Raw genomic sequence first — 18,274 nt, 5'->3', positions numbered from 1 at the left:
TTATTACAAAGATTCATGACATTAAATCTGCCTTCACTCTATCCCAATCCAACCCAAATTTGGCGAGATACTTTCGCAGCCTGTCTGCATCATTGGGTTGTTTTTTCTGCTGCCGCGAAACGGCAAACAGCTCACGCCCCGCTTCGGAAAGGGTAGATGAACGGCGACAAACTTCCAGCACTGTTGCCAACTGTGGTTGGTCGAATAAATCAATTTCACCAATTTGCTGTGGTAATATATTGGTTGATTTTGTTTGCCATTGGGCTTGCAAACGGCCAATTTCTTCTTCGGCCACCGCTTTAGTAATACGCCCGCGTTCGGCAAACGTTGCCATCCGGCTAATGGATGCACCCAACTCACGAAAATTGCCACGCCACAGGGCCTGAGAGGAACAGGCAAACTTCACATACACATTGCGAGCTTCGCTATCAAAACGAATTTGGCTTTGTTGGTCTTGGCAAAATTTGGCTAATTCATAATCAATATTCGGTTCGATGTCTTCACGGCGGTCACGCAAGCCCGGTAACGCAAACGTCCACATATTGATACGGGCAAATAGGTCCTCGCGAAATTTGCCTTCTTCCACTTGCTGCGCCAAATTACGGTGAGTCCCTGCAATTAATTGAAAATCACTGTGAATTTCTTCATCTGAACCATAAGGAAAAAAGCTTTTTTCTTCGATAGCTTTCAATAGCATGGCTTGTTCATCTAGCCCAAGTTCCGCAATTTCATCAAGAAATAAAATACCGCCATCCGCTTCTTTCAGTAACCCACGCCTTGGGTTGATTGCTCCTGTGAATGCCCCTTTTACATGACCAAACAGCGTCGACATGGCGTTATCACCACGCAAAGTGGCACAGTTTACTTCCACAAAGCGCCCTTTAACTTGGTGGCGGCTTTCACGCAGTTGATAAATTCGCCGAGCTAAGAAAGACTTCCCCGCCCCCGTTGGCCCATTGAGTAAAATCGGGGCTTTAGAACGCAGTGCGACACGTTCGATTTGCTCAATCATGGTATTAAATGCTGCGTTGCGGGTGGCAATACCTGATTTTAAAAATGAAACCTGCTGTTGCTGCTCTGTTTGGAAACGGCTGGTGATATGGGTATAACGGCTTAAATCAAGGTCAATCACGGTATGAATGCCGATAGGGTCTTTTTCTCGCCCTTTTTGGCTCGGTGAAGTTTGAATTAATTTGGCTGGTAAATAATGAGCTTCCGTTAATAAAAACCAACAGATTTGCACCACATGGGTACCCGTAGTGATATGTACAAGATACTCTTCATTATCAGTATCAAATTGATAATGCGAAGAAAAATCCAATAATGAGGTATACACCTCTTCGAAATCCCACGGATCCGCAATATCCACCTCATGCAGTACCACTTCCGTACTGGGAGAGGCTTGCTCAATATCCTCTTTCACCCGGTGCGCCATGCCATAGTCATTCACCTGATGCAGTAATTCAAAACGACCAATATCCAAATCAGGCTGTTGGCAAAGACCAACCGTTGGGCGCCATTTTGTCCAGCGATTGGCCTTTTTGCCTCGTCTGTCTAGTACGGTGCCCAATACACCAATGACCACTTTGCGTTTCTTATTCATGATGAGTTTATAGAAATTTATAAAGTACGATATAAAAAGATAATAAATAGCCTAATCCATTTCTCTTGGTAATGTTAGTGAAATTTAATTAGATATATTTATTTGTTATTTTTCAATAGTATAAAATTTTCCAACTTACTTTAATAAAAGTTGGCACGCTTCTGGCAATACTATATTCATCCACTGCCGGAAATTGTCTGAACTTCGCGTTCAACCGGTGCAGACATGGTGGCTTAGTCACTACATGGTCTGTATGCCGCCGTCAGGAAGATACCTTGGTAATAGCCTAGCTATCAGGTTCGACTCCTGAAAAAAATACAAATCCAACTGTATAAAACTAAGCAGAAGTTAAGCTTAAAACCGCCACTCGAGAGCTTTGCCGAGTGATGAGCAGAAATTTAGACAGCCAATTTTGGCACTCTACTTTTCCCCTCACCACTTCGCTTTTTTCTTCAGTGCCGGATAAATATTGAAAAAGGAAAAATAATGAAAAAAATAAATATCGCTCAAGGACAAATCGCACTAACCTCAAAAAATGGGGATTTTAAACAATTACTGACTGCGGGTGAGCACCATTTAAACGATTGGTTCAATCGATTGACTGTGTCATTGTTCACACTTGATAACGAACCTATTGATGAAAAACTGGCAGACCACTTACGCCAATTTCACCCTGATTGGGTTGATGACCACTGTATTGACATCGCTTTGACTGATGACGAGATTGGTTTTATTTACTTGCACAATAGTTTGACAGAAATATTGCCACCAGCGACCCGTCGGTTGTATTGGAAAAATGGCAATAATTTAAAAGTGGAGCCGCAGTCGCTAGAAAATAGCGTTATTGACTCTGCATTCGTTGCACGTCTGATGGGTAAAAAACGCATTAAAGGCAATGAGTTGGCCTTGATTAGCCAAGTACCTGCATGGCATGTCGGTATGTTAAAAATTGATGGTGAGATACAAGATTTATTACAACCGGGAACTTACGGTTATTGGAAAATCAACCACAAACCGGAAGTTGAGATAATAGACACCCGTTTACAATCATTAGAAATTAGCGGACAAGAGATTTTAACCAAAGACAAAGTCACATTACGCATCAACCTGTGCGCCAACTGGCGCTATCACGATATTTTACTGGCGTTCTCAAAATTGAGTCAGCCTGTAGAGCATTTATATCGTGAATTGCAGTTTTCAATACGAGAAATCGTGGGGACTCGAACCTTAGATGAACTATTAGAAAACAAACAATTAGTCGATGAGCTGATGTTAGCTCAAGTCGCGCAATGCGTGGTTGAATTTGGCCTAGAAATTGACAGTATCGGTGTAAAAGACATCATTTTGCCGGGAGATATGCGCACTATTTTATCCCAAGTCGTTGAAGCCGAAAAATCGGCACAAGCTAACGTGATCCGCCGCCGCGAAGAAACTGCCGCGACTCGTTCACTGTTAAATACCGCAAAAGTAATGGAAAACAACCCGGTTGCATTGCGTTTAAAAGAACTTGAGACCTTAGAAAGTATCGCACATCGAATCGACCAAATTTCCGTTTACGGTGGATTAGATCAAGTATTAAACGGATTGGTAAAAATTAAGGAATAACAATGAATAACAATAACTTTAATCAATTAATTCAAGAAAATGGCGTACCTGTAAAAATGTGGACCAACGGCGTGCCTGTGGATCCTAAAGCGGTAACCCAGTTACAAAATACGGCCAAAATGCCATTCATTTTTAAACACCTTGCCGTTATGCCTGATGTACATGTCGGGAAAGGTTCAACCATTGGAAGTGTGATCCCAACCAAAGGGGCCATTATTCCTGCGGCGGTTGGTGTGGATATTGGTTGTGGGATGATTGCGGTAAAAACGTCCTTAACGGCATCAGATTTGCCAGATAGCTTGCAAAACATCCGTTTTGCTATTGAGGCGGCAGTACCACATGGCCGAACCACACATCGACATGGACGAGATAAAGGGGCTTGGCATCGTACACCGGATATTGTCGATACCCACTGGGCGCACTTGGATGAAGAGTTCAAACGTATCTGTGATAAATACCCAAAACTGCGTGGAACGAATCATTACAACCACTTAGGGACATTGGGAACAGGGAACCACTTTATTGAGCTGTGTTTAGATGAACAAGACCGTGTTTGGGTAATGCTACATAGCGGGTCACGCGGTGTGGGAAATGCGATTGGTAACTTATTTATCACGTTGGCGCAAAAAGATATGCAACAGCATATCGCCAATTTGCCGGATAGAGACCTCGCGTATTTCGAAGAAGGAAGCGTGCATTTTAATGACTATATGGAAGCGGTAGGTTGGGCGCAGGACTTTGCTCGCCATAACCGTGAAGTGATGATGCACCGCGTTCTGGAAGCACTATCACGCGAAATTCCAAAACCGTTTATCACAGAGCAAGAAGCCGTAAATTGCCATCATAACTATGTGCAAAAAGAGCAGCACTTTGGTGAAGAAGTACTGGTAACCCGAAAAGGTGCCGTGTCGGCTCGAAAAGGCCAAATGGGGATCATTCCAGGGTCTATGGGAGCCAAAAGTTTTATCGTGCGCGGTTTAGGTGACGAAGAAAGTTTTTGCTCCTGTAGCCACGGTGCAGGCCGTGTAATGAGCCGAACAGAGGCCAAAAAACGTTTCTCAGTCAGCGACCAAAAAATGGCGACCGCCCATGTTGAGTGCCGAAAAGATAGTGATGTGATTGACGAAATACCGATGGCGTACAAAGACATCGACGCAGTAATGGCTGCGCAATCATCATTAGTAGAAATTGTTCATACCCTACGCCAAGTGGTGTGTGTGAAGGGTTAAAGATAAAAAGTAACAGGAGAAAGCATGGAAACTGACCATGAAAGTGTATCCGTGCTGATGAAAGAACGGATAGGAAAAACACTCAAAGAAATAGAAGAAACTCATCACGTAAAAATGCTGTTTGCGTGTGAGTCTGGAAGTCGCGGTTGGGGCTTTGCCTCCCGCGACAGCGACTATGATGTTCGATTTATCTATGTTCACAAACTTGATTGGTACCTAACGCTAGATAAAAAGCGCGATGTGATAGAAAAGCCAATTGATGATGAGCTGGATGTATCAGGTTGGGAGCTATCTAAAGCATTGAAATTAATGCGTAACTCTAACCCTGCATTAATAGAGTGGTTGCATTCACCCATTGTTTATTTTAAGGATGAGGCATTTTTTACTCAACTGGAGCAACTGACTGCACAATTTTATTCACCGTTAAAATCGCGCTATCACTATTTATCAATAAGTAAGCGTAATTTACATACTGACTTTAAAGGTGAGCGCGTTAAACTGAAAAAATATCTTTATCTGCTGCGTGCGGTATTAGCCCTGCGTTGGATAGAAGTAAGTAAAAGCATGCCACCAATGGCATTTTCTGAATTAGTCGCGGCCACAGTTACCGATAACAAGGTACTCACAGAGATAGATGAATTGCTGGTTATTAAGCACCAAGCAGTTGAAAGTGATTATGGCGCGAGGCGACCAGCTATTGATAAGCTCGTTTTGGAAGTTATTGCCAACGCAGAGCGAATGCAATTTCCTGAGCCCGCTTGCCGTGACAGCCGATTATTAGACGAGTTCTTGCGTACAATTGTGCTAGCAACTAATTGACTATCATGATTAAAAAAAGACCATCAGAACATTTTTGATGGTCTTTTTCTTTAATAATATTAAATAATTAACAATAAAGCTTATTGCCACCTAGATTTTTATAAATGAGAGTTTGGATCCTGTGTATGATGTAATACCGCCAGCACTTCAATGCCTTCAAGCGCTTTTCGATAATAAATAATATGGCTTTCAACAGGGAAGCTAAAGACGCCCAAATACAAATCTTCACTACGATCACGACCAAGGGATGGCTGTCGGGCAAGTATGTCTGTCATTGTTACTCGTAATGAGTTGGCATAAGCTTCGGCAACATTAACTCCCCAACGACGCATAGAATAAAGCTTGATTGAGCGGATATGCTCTCTTGCTTTATGAGTAAACCTAACGCTCATCCTTAAGCCTTATTTTCAAGTTCGTCCATGGTTAGCGGGGCAAATACATCATCAATGCTATGAAATTCACCGCGTTCTGCTTGTGCAATAGACTCCGCCAAAACCGTTTTTAGGCTCTGTAATTTTAATTGCATAAGCTGGTCATATTCGTCCGGAGAAATAACAACAGCAACACGTTTACCGTGCTTGCTTATTTCAACAGGTGCACGTTGAACTTTCATCAATAAATCACCAAATTGATTTTTAGCAACTTGTGCTGAGATAGTTTCCATACATCACCTACAATATAAAGTAGCTTGAATATCCATTATAGCTAAAATGGCTTAAACTAGCAATATTTCAAAAATATCGTTCATCTTGAAACGACCATTTTTTAGACAAAAAAATAGACCATCAGAACATTTTTGATGGTCTTTTTTCAAAGGCAATGTCAAACACGAAAGAAAAACGGATTTATCGCCAGTTCGGGTTTTTGATAATGGAATATTTACCCGCACCTAAAAATGCCAATGCAATACCGCTCAAGAAGAAATACACAATACTTTCAATCGCCCATGCGCCTGTTTTATCAAGCACAAATGTTTTATCTAACCCAATCATCAGCCATGCAACCACCATAGTGAAGGAGACTAATAATGCAGATGGGCGAGTTAAAATTCCTAAAATAATAAAAATAGGTGCCACAACTTCACCTAAAATTGTTCCATAAGCGATAAATTCAGGTAAGCCATAAGAAGCTAGCAGCGCTTTAATACCACTCGCCCCTGTCATTAATTTACTCATACCATGAAATAACATGAGCCCACCGACGGAAAGACGCAATAACAACCTGCCAGCATCTTCATGGGACAACAAACGATTTAATAAATTGACCACTTTATACCCCCTATGGATATCCAAAAACATCATTAAGTAGTATGACTTAAAAATGCATTATGGCTTAGAAAGGTAAAGTAAGAATCATTTTAATTTGCATTTCTTATAACTAAATCAATTTTCATTTAATTAAATTTTGTTAACTTTTCACCCATTCAAATATTACGTTTAATTAACCATTAAAAGGTCAAATATACTGAACAATATTATATACATGACCTTACAGTAACCAGCGCTAATTCCGTTAATGCGTTATAAAACGGGCTACATGTTGTTCGATTTAATTGCTGAGAAAACTGGGGTAACCAACTCCCCAAATGGTCATTTAGCAATTCTTTTAATGCTGCCTCCCTGACTTGTGAAGCCAAAACTGCCGCTTGAAATAACATTAAACCAACATGGTCAGAAGGCTCTGGATAACGCGTCTGAATTTTTAAACGCTCTCGTTGTAAAAACTCGCTCAGCGCCAGTGTCGAAGAGCCCTGTAATACGCCTTCAGGGTCGAGGTATACCGAGCCCCATGGCGGAGCAGGTAATGCTTCAGGACCAATAAATAAATTTGTCCACTGAGTATGCAGCGTCGCTATTTCGATGCTTAGCGATGCCGAGATGCGTTCGCTAAGCTGAGTACTGATTTTACAAGGCCACTGAGATGCAAAGTCATTTAGCTTGAAGAAACTTATCGCATAATGGCTTGCATCATCATTTGGAGAAAATAAATAGCAAGTGCCTAAGATATTAAACGCTGCTGCATAGTGTGAAAAATGGATCATAAAAAAGGTAATTTCCTAAGCGATAAACTGTTATTTATTTACAGATGAATAGTATAGAAACAGTAACGCAGCATAAATTCAGCAATTATGGCAGCCGCAAAACCCACCACTAAATACCCTTTGCTGCTCGAAGTCATAACCCCACTCGCAGTCTGTCGCATATGGCGAAATAATCCATATCCCAATAAAATCACCGCCAGTATTCCAACTACCCAGCTAGTGATACGCAGCGACCAAATCCTTTGGTAGGCATGAATAGAGTCGATAGGAAATGTAATCGATTCATTATGATAACTCGTGCTAACTAAGTAATTTTCATAGGCAGGTTGATAAACTAAACGGGCTAATAAGCTAATGCCAATAACCGCCCATAGCACCCATAACCCACGCGTTGAGACTTGAGCCGCTGGCGAGCCTGCATGGAAGCGCAATAACAAATTGATTAATAAATAATACCCAGCAGCTCCTGCTGTAAGCATCGTGCCGTAGAACATCAAATAAGTATTATCATTCATCCACGTTAACATTGATGTATAACGATAAATTGAAGCCATGGCATACACATCACATAACCCAGCAATGATAGCCAAACCAAGCAGCAGAAATGACAATTCCTTTTTGAACCATAGCCACAAAAAAGTCAGCCCAAGAAAAGCAAAATAGGTCGCAGTGAAAACCACTTCACGGCTTAGCCACGATGAAAAGATATTCAACAAAGAATTAGGCGCATTCAAAGGAACCCCTAAGTGGGTGATTGAAGACAATAAACCTACCCCCGCAAATACACAGGCAACAAACACGTATTGCTGCAAAAATTGTGTATTCGTTTTATGAGGTAAAACCGCTGATAATTTTTTCGCAAAAAGCGCTAACATCACACTCAACCCAATGGATGTTTGCATTAAAAATGTGAATAACAATAATGGCCATTCATTCATTTGGCTTCTCCTTGTGAGTTTTGAGTGCGACCAGCCCCAAGATGTGGGTGGATCACTAAATTGGGATGGGTAATCGATGAGTCTGGCAACCCACGGACATCCGCCAGCTCGCCATAACGTTGTCTGAGTTCATCTATTGGGCCAAACTGAATGGCCCCTAATGGGCATGTGGCGACGCAGACGGGTTGCTCCCCTTTTAGTTGCAGGTCGATGCAAAAATCACATTTCGACATTTGTTTGGTTTCAGGGTTCATTTGCGGTGCGCCATATGGGCAAGACCAAGCGCAAGTTCCACAACCTACGCATTTGTCTGTATTGACCATCACGATGCCATCCCCTTCACGCTTGTGCATCGCCGTTGTCGGGCAGTTTTTCACACACATTGGGTCGGCGCAGTGGTTGCAGGAAATGGATAACGTATAAGCAAAGACGTTATTCACCAGTCCTCCCGTACCATTTTCAATAAACTCACCACCCGCGACTTCATATACGCGACGATATTTGCGCCCGACATCGAGATTATTTTTATCTTTGCACGCCACTTGGCAGGCTTTACAACCTGAGCAACGTGCAGAATCAATATAAAAACCAAGCTGTTTGCTGCTTATCGCGGGATAAACGTGAAATTTACTCATGCTTTGCTTACCTCCACCAATAAGGTTTGATGGGCATTTCCATGTGCCATTGCTGTGCTACGGGCTGATGTTAAAACGTTAGCGCAACCACCTTGGTCAACGCCATTTTCATCAGGTTGCCACCATGCTCCTGCTTGTAAAGCCACCACTCCGGGCATAATCCGCTGGGTGATTTTGACGGGCACCATAGTGATACCGCGGTCGTTATTCACTTTGACGCGCTCTCCATCCGTAATATTTCGTTTTTTGGCATCAATGGGGTTGATCCACAACTCTTGGCGCTGTACCTCTTGTAGCCACGGGTTAGCAAATTGCGTTGAATTGGCACGGTTACGGCCTTTCCAAGTAATCAACTGCAATGGATATCGGGAAACAAGTTCATCTTCAGGCCCTTCAATGGCAGGCACATAATGGGATAACGCAGGGATATCCACATCATTACGTTCATAAAGACGCTGAGAGAAAATCTCAATTTTTCCTGATGGCGTTTCAAACGGGTTATTATCGATATCGTTAATATTTTTCTCAAAAGCGACATGCCCAACATGGGGTTTGTGCTTTAACAAATGACGGCGTTTAACCAGCAGCTCATCAAAAGTTGGAATGCCATCTTCTGGGCGTTTCTGATGGGCATCATTGACTAAATGCTCGATCCACTGTTTTTCTGTACGACCTTCACTGAATTTCTCGCCAACGCCGAGTTTTTCAGCGACCTCTCGCAACCACTCATAGTCACTACGCCGCTCAAATTCAGGCTCAACGACTTTTTCCGATAAAATAATATAGTTGCCAGTTCCCCATGTTCCCCCCACATTCCAGCGCTCTAAGAAGCTGGTTTCAGGCAATAAAATATCGGCATACTTGGCGCTGGGTGTCATGTATAAGTCACTGTAAACGATAAACTCAACTTTACTTTCATCTTCCAGAACTTTAGCAGCATGCAAAATATCGGGGTTCTGGTTAGTCATATAGTTACCCGCTAACGAAAAAATCATTTTGATTTCCGTATCGAGTTTTTCCGCGTTTTTTAAACCGTTATCTGGCGTAACTAATGCTTTATCTTCACAAGCTTGCACCCAATTGGTGATATTGATTTTCGCTTTAACTGGGTTTTCAAATAGGCTAGGGCCCGCTAACGTTTTACGTAAATCAGGGGTCACTGCCATTCCATAGCCCGCAGCCCAGCCCCCTTTTACGCCTACATTTCCGGTAATTGTGGCTAATAGCGTGGCCCCTCTGGCGGAGCGTTCACCACAGATGTGACGTTGAGGCCCCCAACCTTGCATTAAGGCCGCCGGTTTTGTATTGGCATATTCGCGAGCCAGTTGACGAATGGTATCAGCGGGGACTTTGGTGATAGGTTCTGCCCATTCAGGAGTTTTCACCACACCATCTTTTTTCCCCATTAAATATGCCACTAATGACTCATTTTCAGGGATGCCGTCGGGCATCTGGTGCTCATCAAAACCAATAGTGAATTTGTCGATAAAAGATTGATCATGCAGGCCTTCGCTGATGATCACATACATCATGGCATCCATCATCGCATTATCTGTTGTCGGCAAAATGGGGATCCACTGATCCGCTAATGACGATGCGGTATCCGAGTAACGTGGGTCAACAACAATAAATTTGGCGCCATTTTTTTTCATTTTTTGGAAATAATGATTCGTATGACCAAAAATGGTTTCGTTCGGGTTATGTCCCCACAGGATCACCAATGGCGTATTTTCTAATGTATCTAACGTGCTACCACTTGCTGACGTGCCATAGGTATAAGGCGTAACCGCCATGGTATTGCCATTGCTCACTGAGTGGTAATTTTCTAAAAAACCACCCGTGATATTAAACAGCCGACGCAACATATTGGCACCGGAGAAAATTCCCCCTGTTACCCCAGTGCTGAGGCTAACAAAGCGCGATGCAGGGCCATATTGGGCGTTGATGCGCTGCATGTTGTCTGCAATCAAGGTTGTCGCCTCTTCCCAGCTAATTCGCTCAAAGCGCCCTTCTCCACGCTTGCCCACTCTTTTCATTGGGTATTTCAGGCGATTTGGGTGATAAACGAACTTCCGGTAACTGCGGCCACGCACGCAAGCACGCATGATGGGCATCTCTTCGTCTAAATCGGCATCTGGACGGGTACTAATTCGTGTCACCACGCCTTCTTTAACGTGTGCTCGAATATCACATTTGCCACCACAGTCAAAACTACTGCAGGTGGAGACCACTCGCTCGCCTTCATTTTGCAGCGTTGTGGTTGGGATGATATTCGGGTTTTCTGGTGTCGATGCAACAGTATTTGTCGCAATAAATGGGACAGCCATGAGCGCAGAGCTGCCTTGAATAAACCGACGACGGGTTAGGGGTTCAATCAGACTCTCACTATCCGCCTGATCGTAATAATTTTCCATGATAACTCTACCTCTGGCATACATTAGGTTGCCGCGATAGGGTAAACATTTCCCTGTTTGCCAACTTTCGAAAACCTGCCAAACACATTGGAATTTCAGCCAACCACGGAAAACATGTGGTTATATCAATAAAAATTGCCTATATTCAGAAAATAGATGATAGCTTTTGAATCTCAGCCAAGAAAAATTCCTATGCGAAATATTCCTCTGAAAACTGTCGATGCAACTCCGCGTGATGTTTTAGCGATCGGCACTGATTACCTACCAAATGTGCTGCTTGATTCTCACGTTCACCGCCGTGCCCAGTTTCTATATGGTGCGACAGGCTTGATTGAAGTGAGTACCGCAGATGGCGAGTGGGTCATACCGCCTGATAGTGGTGTTTGGATCCCCTGTAATACGCCCCATGAAACGCGCATGTTGAATGTCAGTACGCGTAGCTTATACATTGAGCCCAAAGCCGCTCCACGTAGGGGAAACAAATGCGAAGTACTCAGGGTTTCCCCCTTACTTCGTCAGCTATTGCTTGAAGCAGTTGATACCCCAATTGAATATGATTTAAATGGTCGTGATGGTGTGATGTACCAATTGATTTTGTATGAAATTGCACAAGCAGAGCCCCTGCCTTTCTACGCCCCCATCCCACGAGATGAACATTTAGCCCAATTGTGCCGGGAATTCCTAAAAGCGCCACAAATCACCTCATTACCACAGGAGTGGGCGGCAAAACTACATAAAAGTGAGCGCTCATTTAGCCGTTTTTTTGGTGCTCAAACGGGGTTATCTTTCTCTGACTGGCGGCAGCAAGCTTGCTTATTAAGTGCGATTACCCATATTTCTGCAGGTAAATCCATTACTGAGGTCGCATTTGATTTAGGCTACAGCAGCGTTGGGTCTTTTTCGACCATGTTTAAAAAATGGTTAGGGCAAAGTCCATCCAGTTTTATTCAGAGAATTAGTGGATAACACCTAACCATTCAAAAATTCAATTTAGTCAAATGTGGCAATTAACCATGCAGACCCTTGATAACTTCCTGCGTCTGCATTATTTCCTTGAATACGACTACGAATATAAATAGTGCGATTTGAATGAATTCCCACACGAATATCTGTACCTGTCGCGCCGGTTTGTTCATCCACAATGTCTAACTTACTGTAAATCGTTCTATTTGAAGCATCTTTCATTGGCAAGCGCTTTTGTGGGTCGCCATCTGTCACATAGTCTAACCGTAACCTTACCTTCGTTAAGGCAGCAAATTTGCACGTGTATCTGATACTTTCCGTCACCAAGCTATCGTAATGAATACTACTTAATTGACCGTGTCGCAAATTGACGGTACTAGCCTGCCCAGAGCTCGTTTGCGTGGAGCACATTGCTTTCACATTTAACTGAGAAGCGGCAAGACGCATTGGCACTGTTGAGTCAGATAAAGGCCAGCTATCAAAGGGTGGCACTGCTTTAGGCTCAGTAAAAGCGCGAACATAGCCCGCTAAATCCATTGCAGGAATAACCAGTTTTCCATCAATAATTTGCTCATTAATAAAAAATGTAATAGTAACTGGAAATTGACTGGTAAACTCTTGGGCAGCCCTAACAAGCCCCACATAAGCATATGAGCACATTCCTGCATCAATATTTATCCAATTCATTATTGGAGTTTCCACCGTCATCACTAAATTGTTATTGATCCGGTAGGCTGTTTTTCCATCAATCGTGACTCCCGCAGAAGCTACATACATAAACAAACGATGAAATGCCTGTGATGAATGAATTCTTGTATTGCTGCTCCCCCATCGTCTCCCAACACAATCAACCAAGCCAGACACACTCACTTGAGCACTATTACCATCAATAACAATAGGGTTTCCTACACGATAATAATTTTTGCCATCAGAACCAACTCGTGCAACGGGTTCAATAACACTATTACTATCGATCCGAATTGAATAACCTGAATTGGAATTTTGTATTCGAGATGCATAATCTGCATGAGCATTCATTCCATACAAACTAAGAATGGCCACCAGAAAATACATTGATAAGCTAGATGTTTGTTTAAAAAACTCTCCCTTAAAAAATAAGGGAAATGGTATTTTCACCATAGAGCTAGAAACCGCCTGAAACAGGATTTGAAAATTAGACATAACCGATATTACCGCCTTAATAGTAAGTGACCGAAATCATGGCAATAGCACTAAATTTTCCAGCACGGAGTTGGCTCGCTGGTAGGGTATTGACGAGCTCAGCTTGTAAAATAATTCGCTGTAAAGTGGCATCTATTTGTTCTGGAAATATTTGTTGAATTTGATTAACTTCAAGTGGATGAGCCACACCACCAGTTATATTATTGATATTAATGCCAAGGCCATCAGTACTAGTGGATAAAATACTTTTTCCTTGATAAACCATAGTGTTACTATTTTTGGGGTTAATCATAATACCGAGTGATTTATTCCAATTACAGCCAGTTAAATACAATGGAAATATATGGGATTGGGAAATATCATCAGAGTTATGCGGTATATTAATCACCCCAAAATTGATTTTTAACGGTGAACTGTTATCTTCGCTACGCAGGTGGCAGGCTGGGTCGACTAACGTCGCGCTCACATCGATTAAAACATCCGACTTAGACATAAATGGGAGGAATAAAAAACACAAAACAAATTTAGATAACCAATTGATTGTATTCATTACTCATACTCCAATGAAAAAGTCGCTGAGCTTGAGAAAACCCCTTTTTTTGCTTCATTCAACGGATTTTTACGCACAAATACACCAAATTCCAATTGCTGACTTCCATCTGTAACCGTAACAGGTGTTACCTCAATCGATTTATCCCAAGTAACAAGTGCGCCTTGCTTATCAACTACACCAAGCAGCACACCACTACTTCCATCCGTTCCAAGGTAATTCCCTCCCTCTACAGTGACTTGTTTTGGGCTTTTCCAGGTAATCTTAATCATCTTATTAAGGTCGGCTTGGCTGCATTTTTCAATCGTGATAAAAAATGGTGTAATATCACTAGGAATGTTGTCATTAATCGACTTCAAACGTATATTTTCAATTTTTACCCGCTTATTGATGGAATCAGCCGCTAACTGACAGGTTTTGTTGACTAAAATGCCACTAAATTCCACATCTAGGCTTTCCTTACTCCAACCAAAGATAGGAAGTACAAGGCTTAAAAGTAAAATTGCCTTACTCATAAACCACCTCCAACCGTAATAAATTCGATTTATGCATTGAAACAGGTGGGTGAATAAAATTATTACCGTTTAATAAATTCATTTTCTCTATGGCCGTAACATTTCCATTCTGCACATCATAGAAGCGTATTTGTGCGGGCGTTGTTTGCGTTTTATCCGCAGAAAATGCACCACCTGTACCACATTGAGTCAACATCACCGCTGAGGTTGATATTTTTAAGTGGCAAGGCGAATTGAATAATCGAGCGCTCACTTCTAACCATCCACTATTTAAATCTTCATAATGTGATTCATTCACCGCAGTATGATTTAAAAGTCCGTTCGCTGAAGCCATCACTCCTATCATGCCACTGATGAAAAATAGACCAATAAGCATATGCTTTATCAATGCATTACTCCTTCTATTATTGATGCTAGGCGTATATCCCCCTCAGCTAACTAATGTTCATCCACCACTGTGCAAACGTCTTGTTGGCAATGAAAAGCCAAAGTCGGTTTTCCGCCATAATCGTTGATATAGGTTAAATGAGGTCTTGTTAGTGGCTGGGAAATAAACTCTTGAGTCGATTTAGGCGGCACCATCACCACTTCAAATTGGCTTTGTTCCGACTGTTTTTGGTTATTACCCAAGCCAATAACCGTCAAATTGAAAGGCGTTGAATTATTGAGCTGATACCCTTTATTCGTTTTCATTAATGTGACCTTATGTGCCCAGTTTGTTTCTGACTTGGCTAAAATGGACGGAGGTCGATAAAAAAGCTTCACTCGCGATTGCAAAGCAATTTGTAAGGTATTCGCATCATGAGATTTAGGCGGGACTTCTCGCAAATTAAAATAAAATACGGATTCCCTATCTTGCGGTAACTGACTAAATAAAGGCGTCAGACTCAAGCGAACTAAGCTTTGGCTATTCGGCTCTACGCGTTGTAGTGGCGGCGTGGCCAATAACGCTCCTTTTGTTAGCTTCTTACCTTGTTGGTCTTCAATCCAACTTTGTGCGAGATACGCCTCTTCTGGGTTATCATTAGTTATCTTGATATTAATCGATTTCACATCCCCAGGAAAAATAATCCGAGTTCGATCCAGGGTCACTGCTGCGTAGGTATTAAATGATAATATAGGTATTACAAGCAGTACTCTCACAATCCATTGATAACAAATATCTAACTTCCACATAATTAGCCTCACAATCATTTACTTGATGATGAATAAACTGAACGAACCGCTTTGACTGAAGAGCATGGCAGCAACAACAAATCCGTAAGCTCATTTAATTTTTCAGGTAGAGATAACTCGCACTGTGGCTGGTTATTCCAATACAACGACAACTTTTCTTGAGGTGATACCCCCACTAGCCACGTCACACCGCCTTCACCCACTAGCCCTACTTCTTGGTTATTTTTATTACGTACACTGGCACCAAAAGGTGGGTGCTTTCCATCTGACAAAGCAAAAACAACAAATAATTTATGCCCCTTCATCACCGATAAGCTGCGATAGCCTATGGCACCTTTGGTTAACGTAATATCTGTCGAGGGATCGAGGCTTTCGATATCATCGGGTAACTGGCTGGTATTAATTGAAGCTGTTGATTTTCGATAACTATTCACATTGGGAATAACAGCCAACCCAAATGCATTGGTTTTAATCACCCCATTATCGAGAGGAATACCGCTCACGTCGGGGGTTTCAACCATAAGTCGTGTATCACCGTGCGCTGATCGGTGCAATGCCGCCCCTTTCGAGGTTAATGTAAGCCCGCCATTGATTGACCCGCCAATGCTGTGGTATTGATCAGGCACATAGCTCGCATTTATAGATGTACTTGCTTGAGAGATATCTCGTGAATAAAAGCCACTCAAACTCACTTGATTATCAATATGTTGGCCGTGGTTATAACCAACATTGATATTGTAATTATCTTGTTCCCCATAACCGCTATAGCCAACCTGATGATTAAATTGATTATTACCCGCTGACCGTGAGTAGAGTTCAGAAAATGTGATGCTATGCCCGCGGAATAACGGTACCGTGAGATATAGGTTAATTGCATCATCTTCATTGCCATTGTCTCGTTCAGTACGAGTTGCTGATAATGATAAATTTGCGGCATTCTGGGACAGAAGAGGAAAATTTAAAGGCGCATTAATGTATAAACCGTATTGCGTTTGTGAGTCGTGCTGCCAATAAGTACTATATTGATAATTAAGAGAAATATTAAAATCATCAAAATATTTATTTAAATATAATTGATAATTTTCTTTTGCTGCCTGAGTACCATAACCTATTCTCTCTTCATCCATAAATTGCGTTAGTGTTCGGTATTCTTTGTCGGCAAAACGGTAGCCTGCAAAGGTAATATCTGTGCGTAGCTCATCGAAAGATTTTGCGTAATTAACGCGATAAGAGCGGCCTTGGCGTCTTTTATCTGAAAAATCGGCAAAAGATTGTGTGATATCAAAAGAAACCGCGCCTATTGAAAAAAGATCCCGTCCGATCCCTAATGCTGCACTTTGGTAATAACCATTAAGTTGAGTTCCTCCATATAATGACCATGCATTTGAAACACCATATGATAATTCACCACTTACAACAGGCTCACCTGTCAAATGCCGATTGTCATAACGCGTCTTTCCCATTGCGACTTTATAAATAACGCGTCCGGGACGTGTTAAATAAGGTAACGAAGCTGTACTAAGACTAAACTTGCTCTCCTCCCCATTTTCTTCACGCACAGTCACATCTAATACACCACGGATCCCACTATCAAGTGTTTGAATACGAAATGGTCCAGGAGGCACTGCCGTTTCAGAAATAATACGTTCTTGGCTGCGAACAATTACAATCGCATTAGTATTTGCAACACCAATAATTTCAGGTGCATACCCCACTAGTTTAGGCGGTAGCATGCGGTCATCACTTTCTAAAGAAAAACCAGTATATTGCCAAGATTCAAAGATATCCGAATAAAAATAATTTTCTCCCAACGTAAAGATTGAGGCACTATCTTTCAATGAAGTAAATGCATAAAGACGAGTAAAATCAAAGTGATGTTTTTCTTGAGGATAATCCCCCCGTTGCTTCTGATAAGATGTACTGTAATCACCACGTAAGCGCCAAGCCCCCCAATTTACCCCAGTGATTCCATTACTTGATAAATAGATTTGCCGATTACTATTCGTTTCTTTGGTTGCAGAAATATTCGCATTGTAATCAATAAATGCGCCACCTATTCCTTCTTCCCATAAATTAGCAGGAACCCAGTAAGGGTCGCGATATTCCATCCATATTTGCGGAATAGTCATTTTCAGCGATAAGGTGCTGAGCTCTATGGCTGTTTGAACGCCTGATAGCGCAGAAAAATCGAGGCATTTTCCACTATGAGAAAGTGTCACTTTCTCCATCGTAGAACGCTTTAACCCAATTAACTCAAGGATATCAGGAGGAATACAAATAGTTTGTGTCGCTTGGGTTGATTCGCCTGCAATAGGCTTATTTTCATAAACGGAGATATTGCGGGGTGCCCCTAAACGTTGCCCATTAACAAAGAGAGTAAAAACATAATCCCCCGGTAGCGTATACCCTGCTACCGAAAACTGGCTCATATCAATATTTTGCATATCATCTGCATCTAAAACATCTGTATTAAATTCAGTTGCAAATGCTTTCCATCCTATAAAACTCGGTAACAGAAAAGCAATGAGCCAAGCTAGCTTCAATTTTTCGTTAGTTTTGAACACCATGCTCTATACCATCCTAGCTATACCAGATTAAATGCAA

The 18,274-nt window shown here is 42.0% G+C and carries 18 protein-coding genes; 4 read left to right on the top strand and 14 right to left on the bottom strand.

Annotated features, from left to right (window positions below; all coding sequences use genetic code 11):
- Positions 1-13: 13 nt before the first annotated feature.
- Positions 14-1,603 carry an RNA repair transcriptional activator RtcR gene (gene rtcR, locus PZ638_RS02450; protein ID WP_094961418.1) on the bottom strand — a complete coding sequence of 530 codons (1,590 nt, stop codon included), beginning with the start codon at positions 1,601-1,603 and terminating at the stop codon, positions 14-16.
- A 486-nt stretch (positions 1,604-2,089) separates the two neighbouring features.
- Between rtcR and PZ638_RS02445 the strand changes: the two genes are divergently transcribed.
- From PZ638_RS02445 to PZ638_RS02435, 3 genes are read left to right on the top strand one after another with little or no spacing between them, the layout of a single operon-like run.
- The gene (locus PZ638_RS02445) at positions 2,090-3,208 is read left to right on the top strand and encodes a slipin family protein (protein ID WP_110592487.1); all 1,119 of its coding nucleotides are present in this window, start codon (positions 2,090-2,092) and stop codon (positions 3,206-3,208) included.
- Between the two features lie 2 nt (positions 3,209-3,210).
- Entirely contained in the window at positions 3,211-4,437 is a 1,227-nt protein-coding gene (locus PZ638_RS02440; protein WP_094961420.1) for an RtcB family protein, read from the top strand.
- A gap of 24 nt (positions 4,438-4,461) precedes the next feature.
- Entirely contained in the window at positions 4,462-5,256 is a 795-nt protein-coding gene (locus PZ638_RS02435; protein ID WP_094961421.1) for a nucleotidyltransferase domain-containing protein, read from the top strand.
- 98 nt (positions 5,257-5,354) lie between these two features.
- Here the strand turns inward: PZ638_RS02435 and PZ638_RS02430 are convergent, their stop codons facing one another.
- The 7 genes from PZ638_RS02430 to PZ638_RS02400 form a co-directional block, all read right to left on the bottom strand.
- A complete protein-coding gene (locus PZ638_RS02430; RefSeq protein ID WP_110592490.1) occupies positions 5,355-5,648 on the bottom strand; it encodes a type II toxin-antitoxin system RelE/ParE family toxin in 294 nt (97 codons plus the stop codon).
- 2 nt (positions 5,649-5,650) lie between these two features.
- Positions 5,651-5,920 carry a type II toxin-antitoxin system Phd/YefM family antitoxin gene (locus tag PZ638_RS02425; protein ID WP_110592491.1) on the bottom strand — a complete coding sequence of 90 codons (270 nt, stop codon included), beginning with the start codon at positions 5,918-5,920 and terminating at the stop codon, positions 5,651-5,653.
- 181 nt (positions 5,921-6,101) lie between these two features.
- Positions 6,102-6,557 (bottom strand): DoxX family protein, encoded by a 456-nt coding sequence (locus tag PZ638_RS02420; protein WP_241098187.1) that lies wholly within the window; start codon positions 6,555-6,557, stop codon positions 6,102-6,104.
- A 173-nt stretch (positions 6,558-6,730) separates the two neighbouring features.
- Positions 6,731-7,297: a molecular chaperone TorD family protein gene (locus PZ638_RS02415; protein WP_094961423.1), complete on the bottom strand. Its 567-nt coding sequence runs from the start codon at positions 7,295-7,297 to the stop codon at positions 6,731-6,733.
- A 38-nt stretch (positions 7,298-7,335) separates the two neighbouring features.
- Positions 7,336-8,235: a dimethyl sulfoxide reductase anchor subunit family protein gene (locus tag PZ638_RS02410; RefSeq protein WP_094961424.1), complete on the bottom strand. Its 900-nt coding sequence runs from the start codon at positions 8,233-8,235 to the stop codon at positions 7,336-7,338.
- Positions 8,232-8,870, bottom strand: coding sequence for a DMSO/selenate family reductase complex B subunit (locus tag PZ638_RS02405; protein WP_110592493.1), 639 nt, complete (start codon positions 8,868-8,870; stop codon positions 8,232-8,234). Before PZ638_RS02405 ends, PZ638_RS02410 begins: the two co-directional genes overlap by 4 nt.
- Positions 8,867-11,284, bottom strand: coding sequence for a DMSO/selenate family reductase complex A subunit (locus tag PZ638_RS02400; RefSeq protein ID WP_164454935.1), 2,418 nt, complete (start codon positions 11,282-11,284; stop codon positions 8,867-8,869). The genes PZ638_RS02405 and PZ638_RS02400 overlap by 4 nt, the downstream gene beginning before the upstream one ends.
- 192 nt (positions 11,285-11,476) lie before the next feature.
- Here PZ638_RS02400 and PZ638_RS02395 point away from each other — a divergent pair, with 192 nt between their 5' ends.
- A complete protein-coding gene (locus tag PZ638_RS02395) occupies positions 11,477-12,250 on the top strand; it encodes an AraC family transcriptional regulator (protein ID WP_094961426.1) in 774 nt (257 codons plus the stop codon).
- Between the two features lie 24 nt (positions 12,251-12,274).
- Here the strand turns inward: PZ638_RS02395 and PZ638_RS02390 are convergent, their stop codons facing one another.
- From PZ638_RS02390 to PZ638_RS02365, 6 genes are read right to left on the bottom strand one after another with little or no spacing between them, the layout of a single operon-like run.
- Positions 12,275-13,429, bottom strand: a complete 1,155-nt coding sequence (locus PZ638_RS02390; protein ID WP_094961427.1) for an adhesin — start codon at positions 13,427-13,429, stop codon at positions 12,275-12,277.
- Positions 13,430-13,445: 16 nt separating this feature from the next.
- Positions 13,446-13,979: a fimbrial protein gene (locus PZ638_RS02385; protein ID WP_094961428.1), complete on the bottom strand. Its 534-nt coding sequence runs from the start codon at positions 13,977-13,979 to the stop codon at positions 13,446-13,448.
- Positions 13,979-14,494: a fimbrial protein gene (locus PZ638_RS02380; RefSeq protein WP_094961429.1), complete on the bottom strand. Its 516-nt coding sequence runs from the start codon at positions 14,492-14,494 to the stop codon at positions 13,979-13,981. The genes PZ638_RS02385 and PZ638_RS02380 overlap by 1 nt, the downstream gene beginning before the upstream one ends.
- A complete protein-coding gene (locus PZ638_RS02375) occupies positions 14,487-14,882 on the bottom strand; it encodes a fimbrial protein (protein WP_140172615.1) in 396 nt (131 codons plus the stop codon). The genes PZ638_RS02380 and PZ638_RS02375 overlap by 8 nt, the downstream gene beginning before the upstream one ends.
- 50 nt (positions 14,883-14,932) lie before the next feature.
- Complete coding sequence (locus PZ638_RS02370) at positions 14,933-15,670, bottom strand: fimbrial biogenesis chaperone (protein WP_226617120.1); 738 nt, start codon at positions 15,668-15,670, stop codon at positions 14,933-14,935.
- A 14-nt stretch (positions 15,671-15,684) separates the two neighbouring features.
- Positions 15,685-18,237 carry a fimbria/pilus outer membrane usher protein gene (locus tag PZ638_RS02365; protein ID WP_180312337.1) on the bottom strand — a complete coding sequence of 851 codons (2,553 nt, stop codon included), beginning with the start codon at positions 18,235-18,237 and terminating at the stop codon, positions 15,685-15,687.
- Between the last annotated feature and the right edge of the window lie 37 nt (positions 18,238-18,274).

Origin of the sequence: Providencia hangzhouensis (assembly GCF_029193595.2) — a bacterium.
GTDB classification, from domain to species: domain Bacteria; phylum Pseudomonadota; class Gammaproteobacteria; order Enterobacterales; family Enterobacteriaceae; genus Providencia; species Providencia hangzhouensis.
The sequence above is the reverse complement of the archived record's forward strand: the minus strand, read 5'-3'. Positions and strand labels throughout refer to the sequence as shown.

Excerpts from the sequence above, each read along its gene's own strand:
- PZ638_RS02365 (WP_180312337.1), bottom strand. The coding sequence starts at position 18,237 with ATGGTGTTCAAAACTAACGAAAAATTGAAGCTAGCTTGGCTCATTGCT.
- PZ638_RS02420 (WP_241098187.1), bottom strand. The coding sequence starts at position 6,557 with ATGATGTTTTTGGATATCCATAGGGGGTATAAAGTGGTCAATTTATTA.
- PZ638_RS02445 (WP_110592487.1), top strand. The coding sequence starts at position 2,090 with ATGAAAAAAATAAATATCGCTCAAGGACAAATCGCACTAACCTCAAAA.
- PZ638_RS02440 (WP_094961420.1), top strand. The coding sequence starts at position 3,211 with ATGAATAACAATAACTTTAATCAATTAATTCAAGAAAATGGCGTACCT.
- rtcR (WP_094961418.1), bottom strand. The coding sequence starts at position 1,603 with ATGAATAAGAAACGCAAAGTGGTCATTGGTGTATTGGGCACCGTACTA.
- PZ638_RS02410 (WP_094961424.1), bottom strand. The coding sequence starts at position 8,235 with ATGAATGAATGGCCATTATTGTTATTCACATTTTTAATGCAAACATCC.
- PZ638_RS02405 (WP_110592493.1), bottom strand. The coding sequence starts at position 8,870 with ATGAGTAAATTTCACGTTTATCCCGCGATAAGCAGCAAACAGCTTGGT.
- PZ638_RS02380 (WP_094961429.1), bottom strand. The coding sequence starts at position 14,494 with ATGAGTAAGGCAATTTTACTTTTAAGCCTTGTACTTCCTATCTTTGGT.
- PZ638_RS02435 (WP_094961421.1), top strand. The coding sequence starts at position 4,462 with ATGGAAACTGACCATGAAAGTGTATCCGTGCTGATGAAAGAACGGATA.
- PZ638_RS02370 (WP_226617120.1), bottom strand. The coding sequence starts at position 15,670 with ATGTGGAAGTTAGATATTTGTTATCAATGGATTGTGAGAGTACTGCTT.
- PZ638_RS02395 (WP_094961426.1), top strand. The coding sequence starts at position 11,477 with ATGCGAAATATTCCTCTGAAAACTGTCGATGCAACTCCGCGTGATGTT.
- PZ638_RS02415 (WP_094961423.1), bottom strand. The coding sequence starts at position 7,297 with ATGATCCATTTTTCACACTATGCAGCAGCGTTTAATATCTTAGGCACT.
- PZ638_RS02385 (WP_094961428.1), bottom strand. The coding sequence starts at position 13,979 with ATGAATACAATCAATTGGTTATCTAAATTTGTTTTGTGTTTTTTATTC.
- PZ638_RS02430 (WP_110592490.1), bottom strand. The coding sequence starts at position 5,648 with ATGAGCGTTAGGTTTACTCATAAAGCAAGAGAGCATATCCGCTCAATC.
- PZ638_RS02390 (WP_094961427.1), bottom strand. The coding sequence starts at position 13,429 with ATGTCTAATTTTCAAATCCTGTTTCAGGCGGTTTCTAGCTCTATGGTG.
- PZ638_RS02425 (WP_110592491.1), bottom strand. The coding sequence starts at position 5,920 with ATGGAAACTATCTCAGCACAAGTTGCTAAAAATCAATTTGGTGATTTA.
- PZ638_RS02400 (WP_164454935.1), bottom strand. The coding sequence starts at position 11,284 with ATGGAAAATTATTACGATCAGGCGGATAGTGAGAGTCTGATTGAACCC.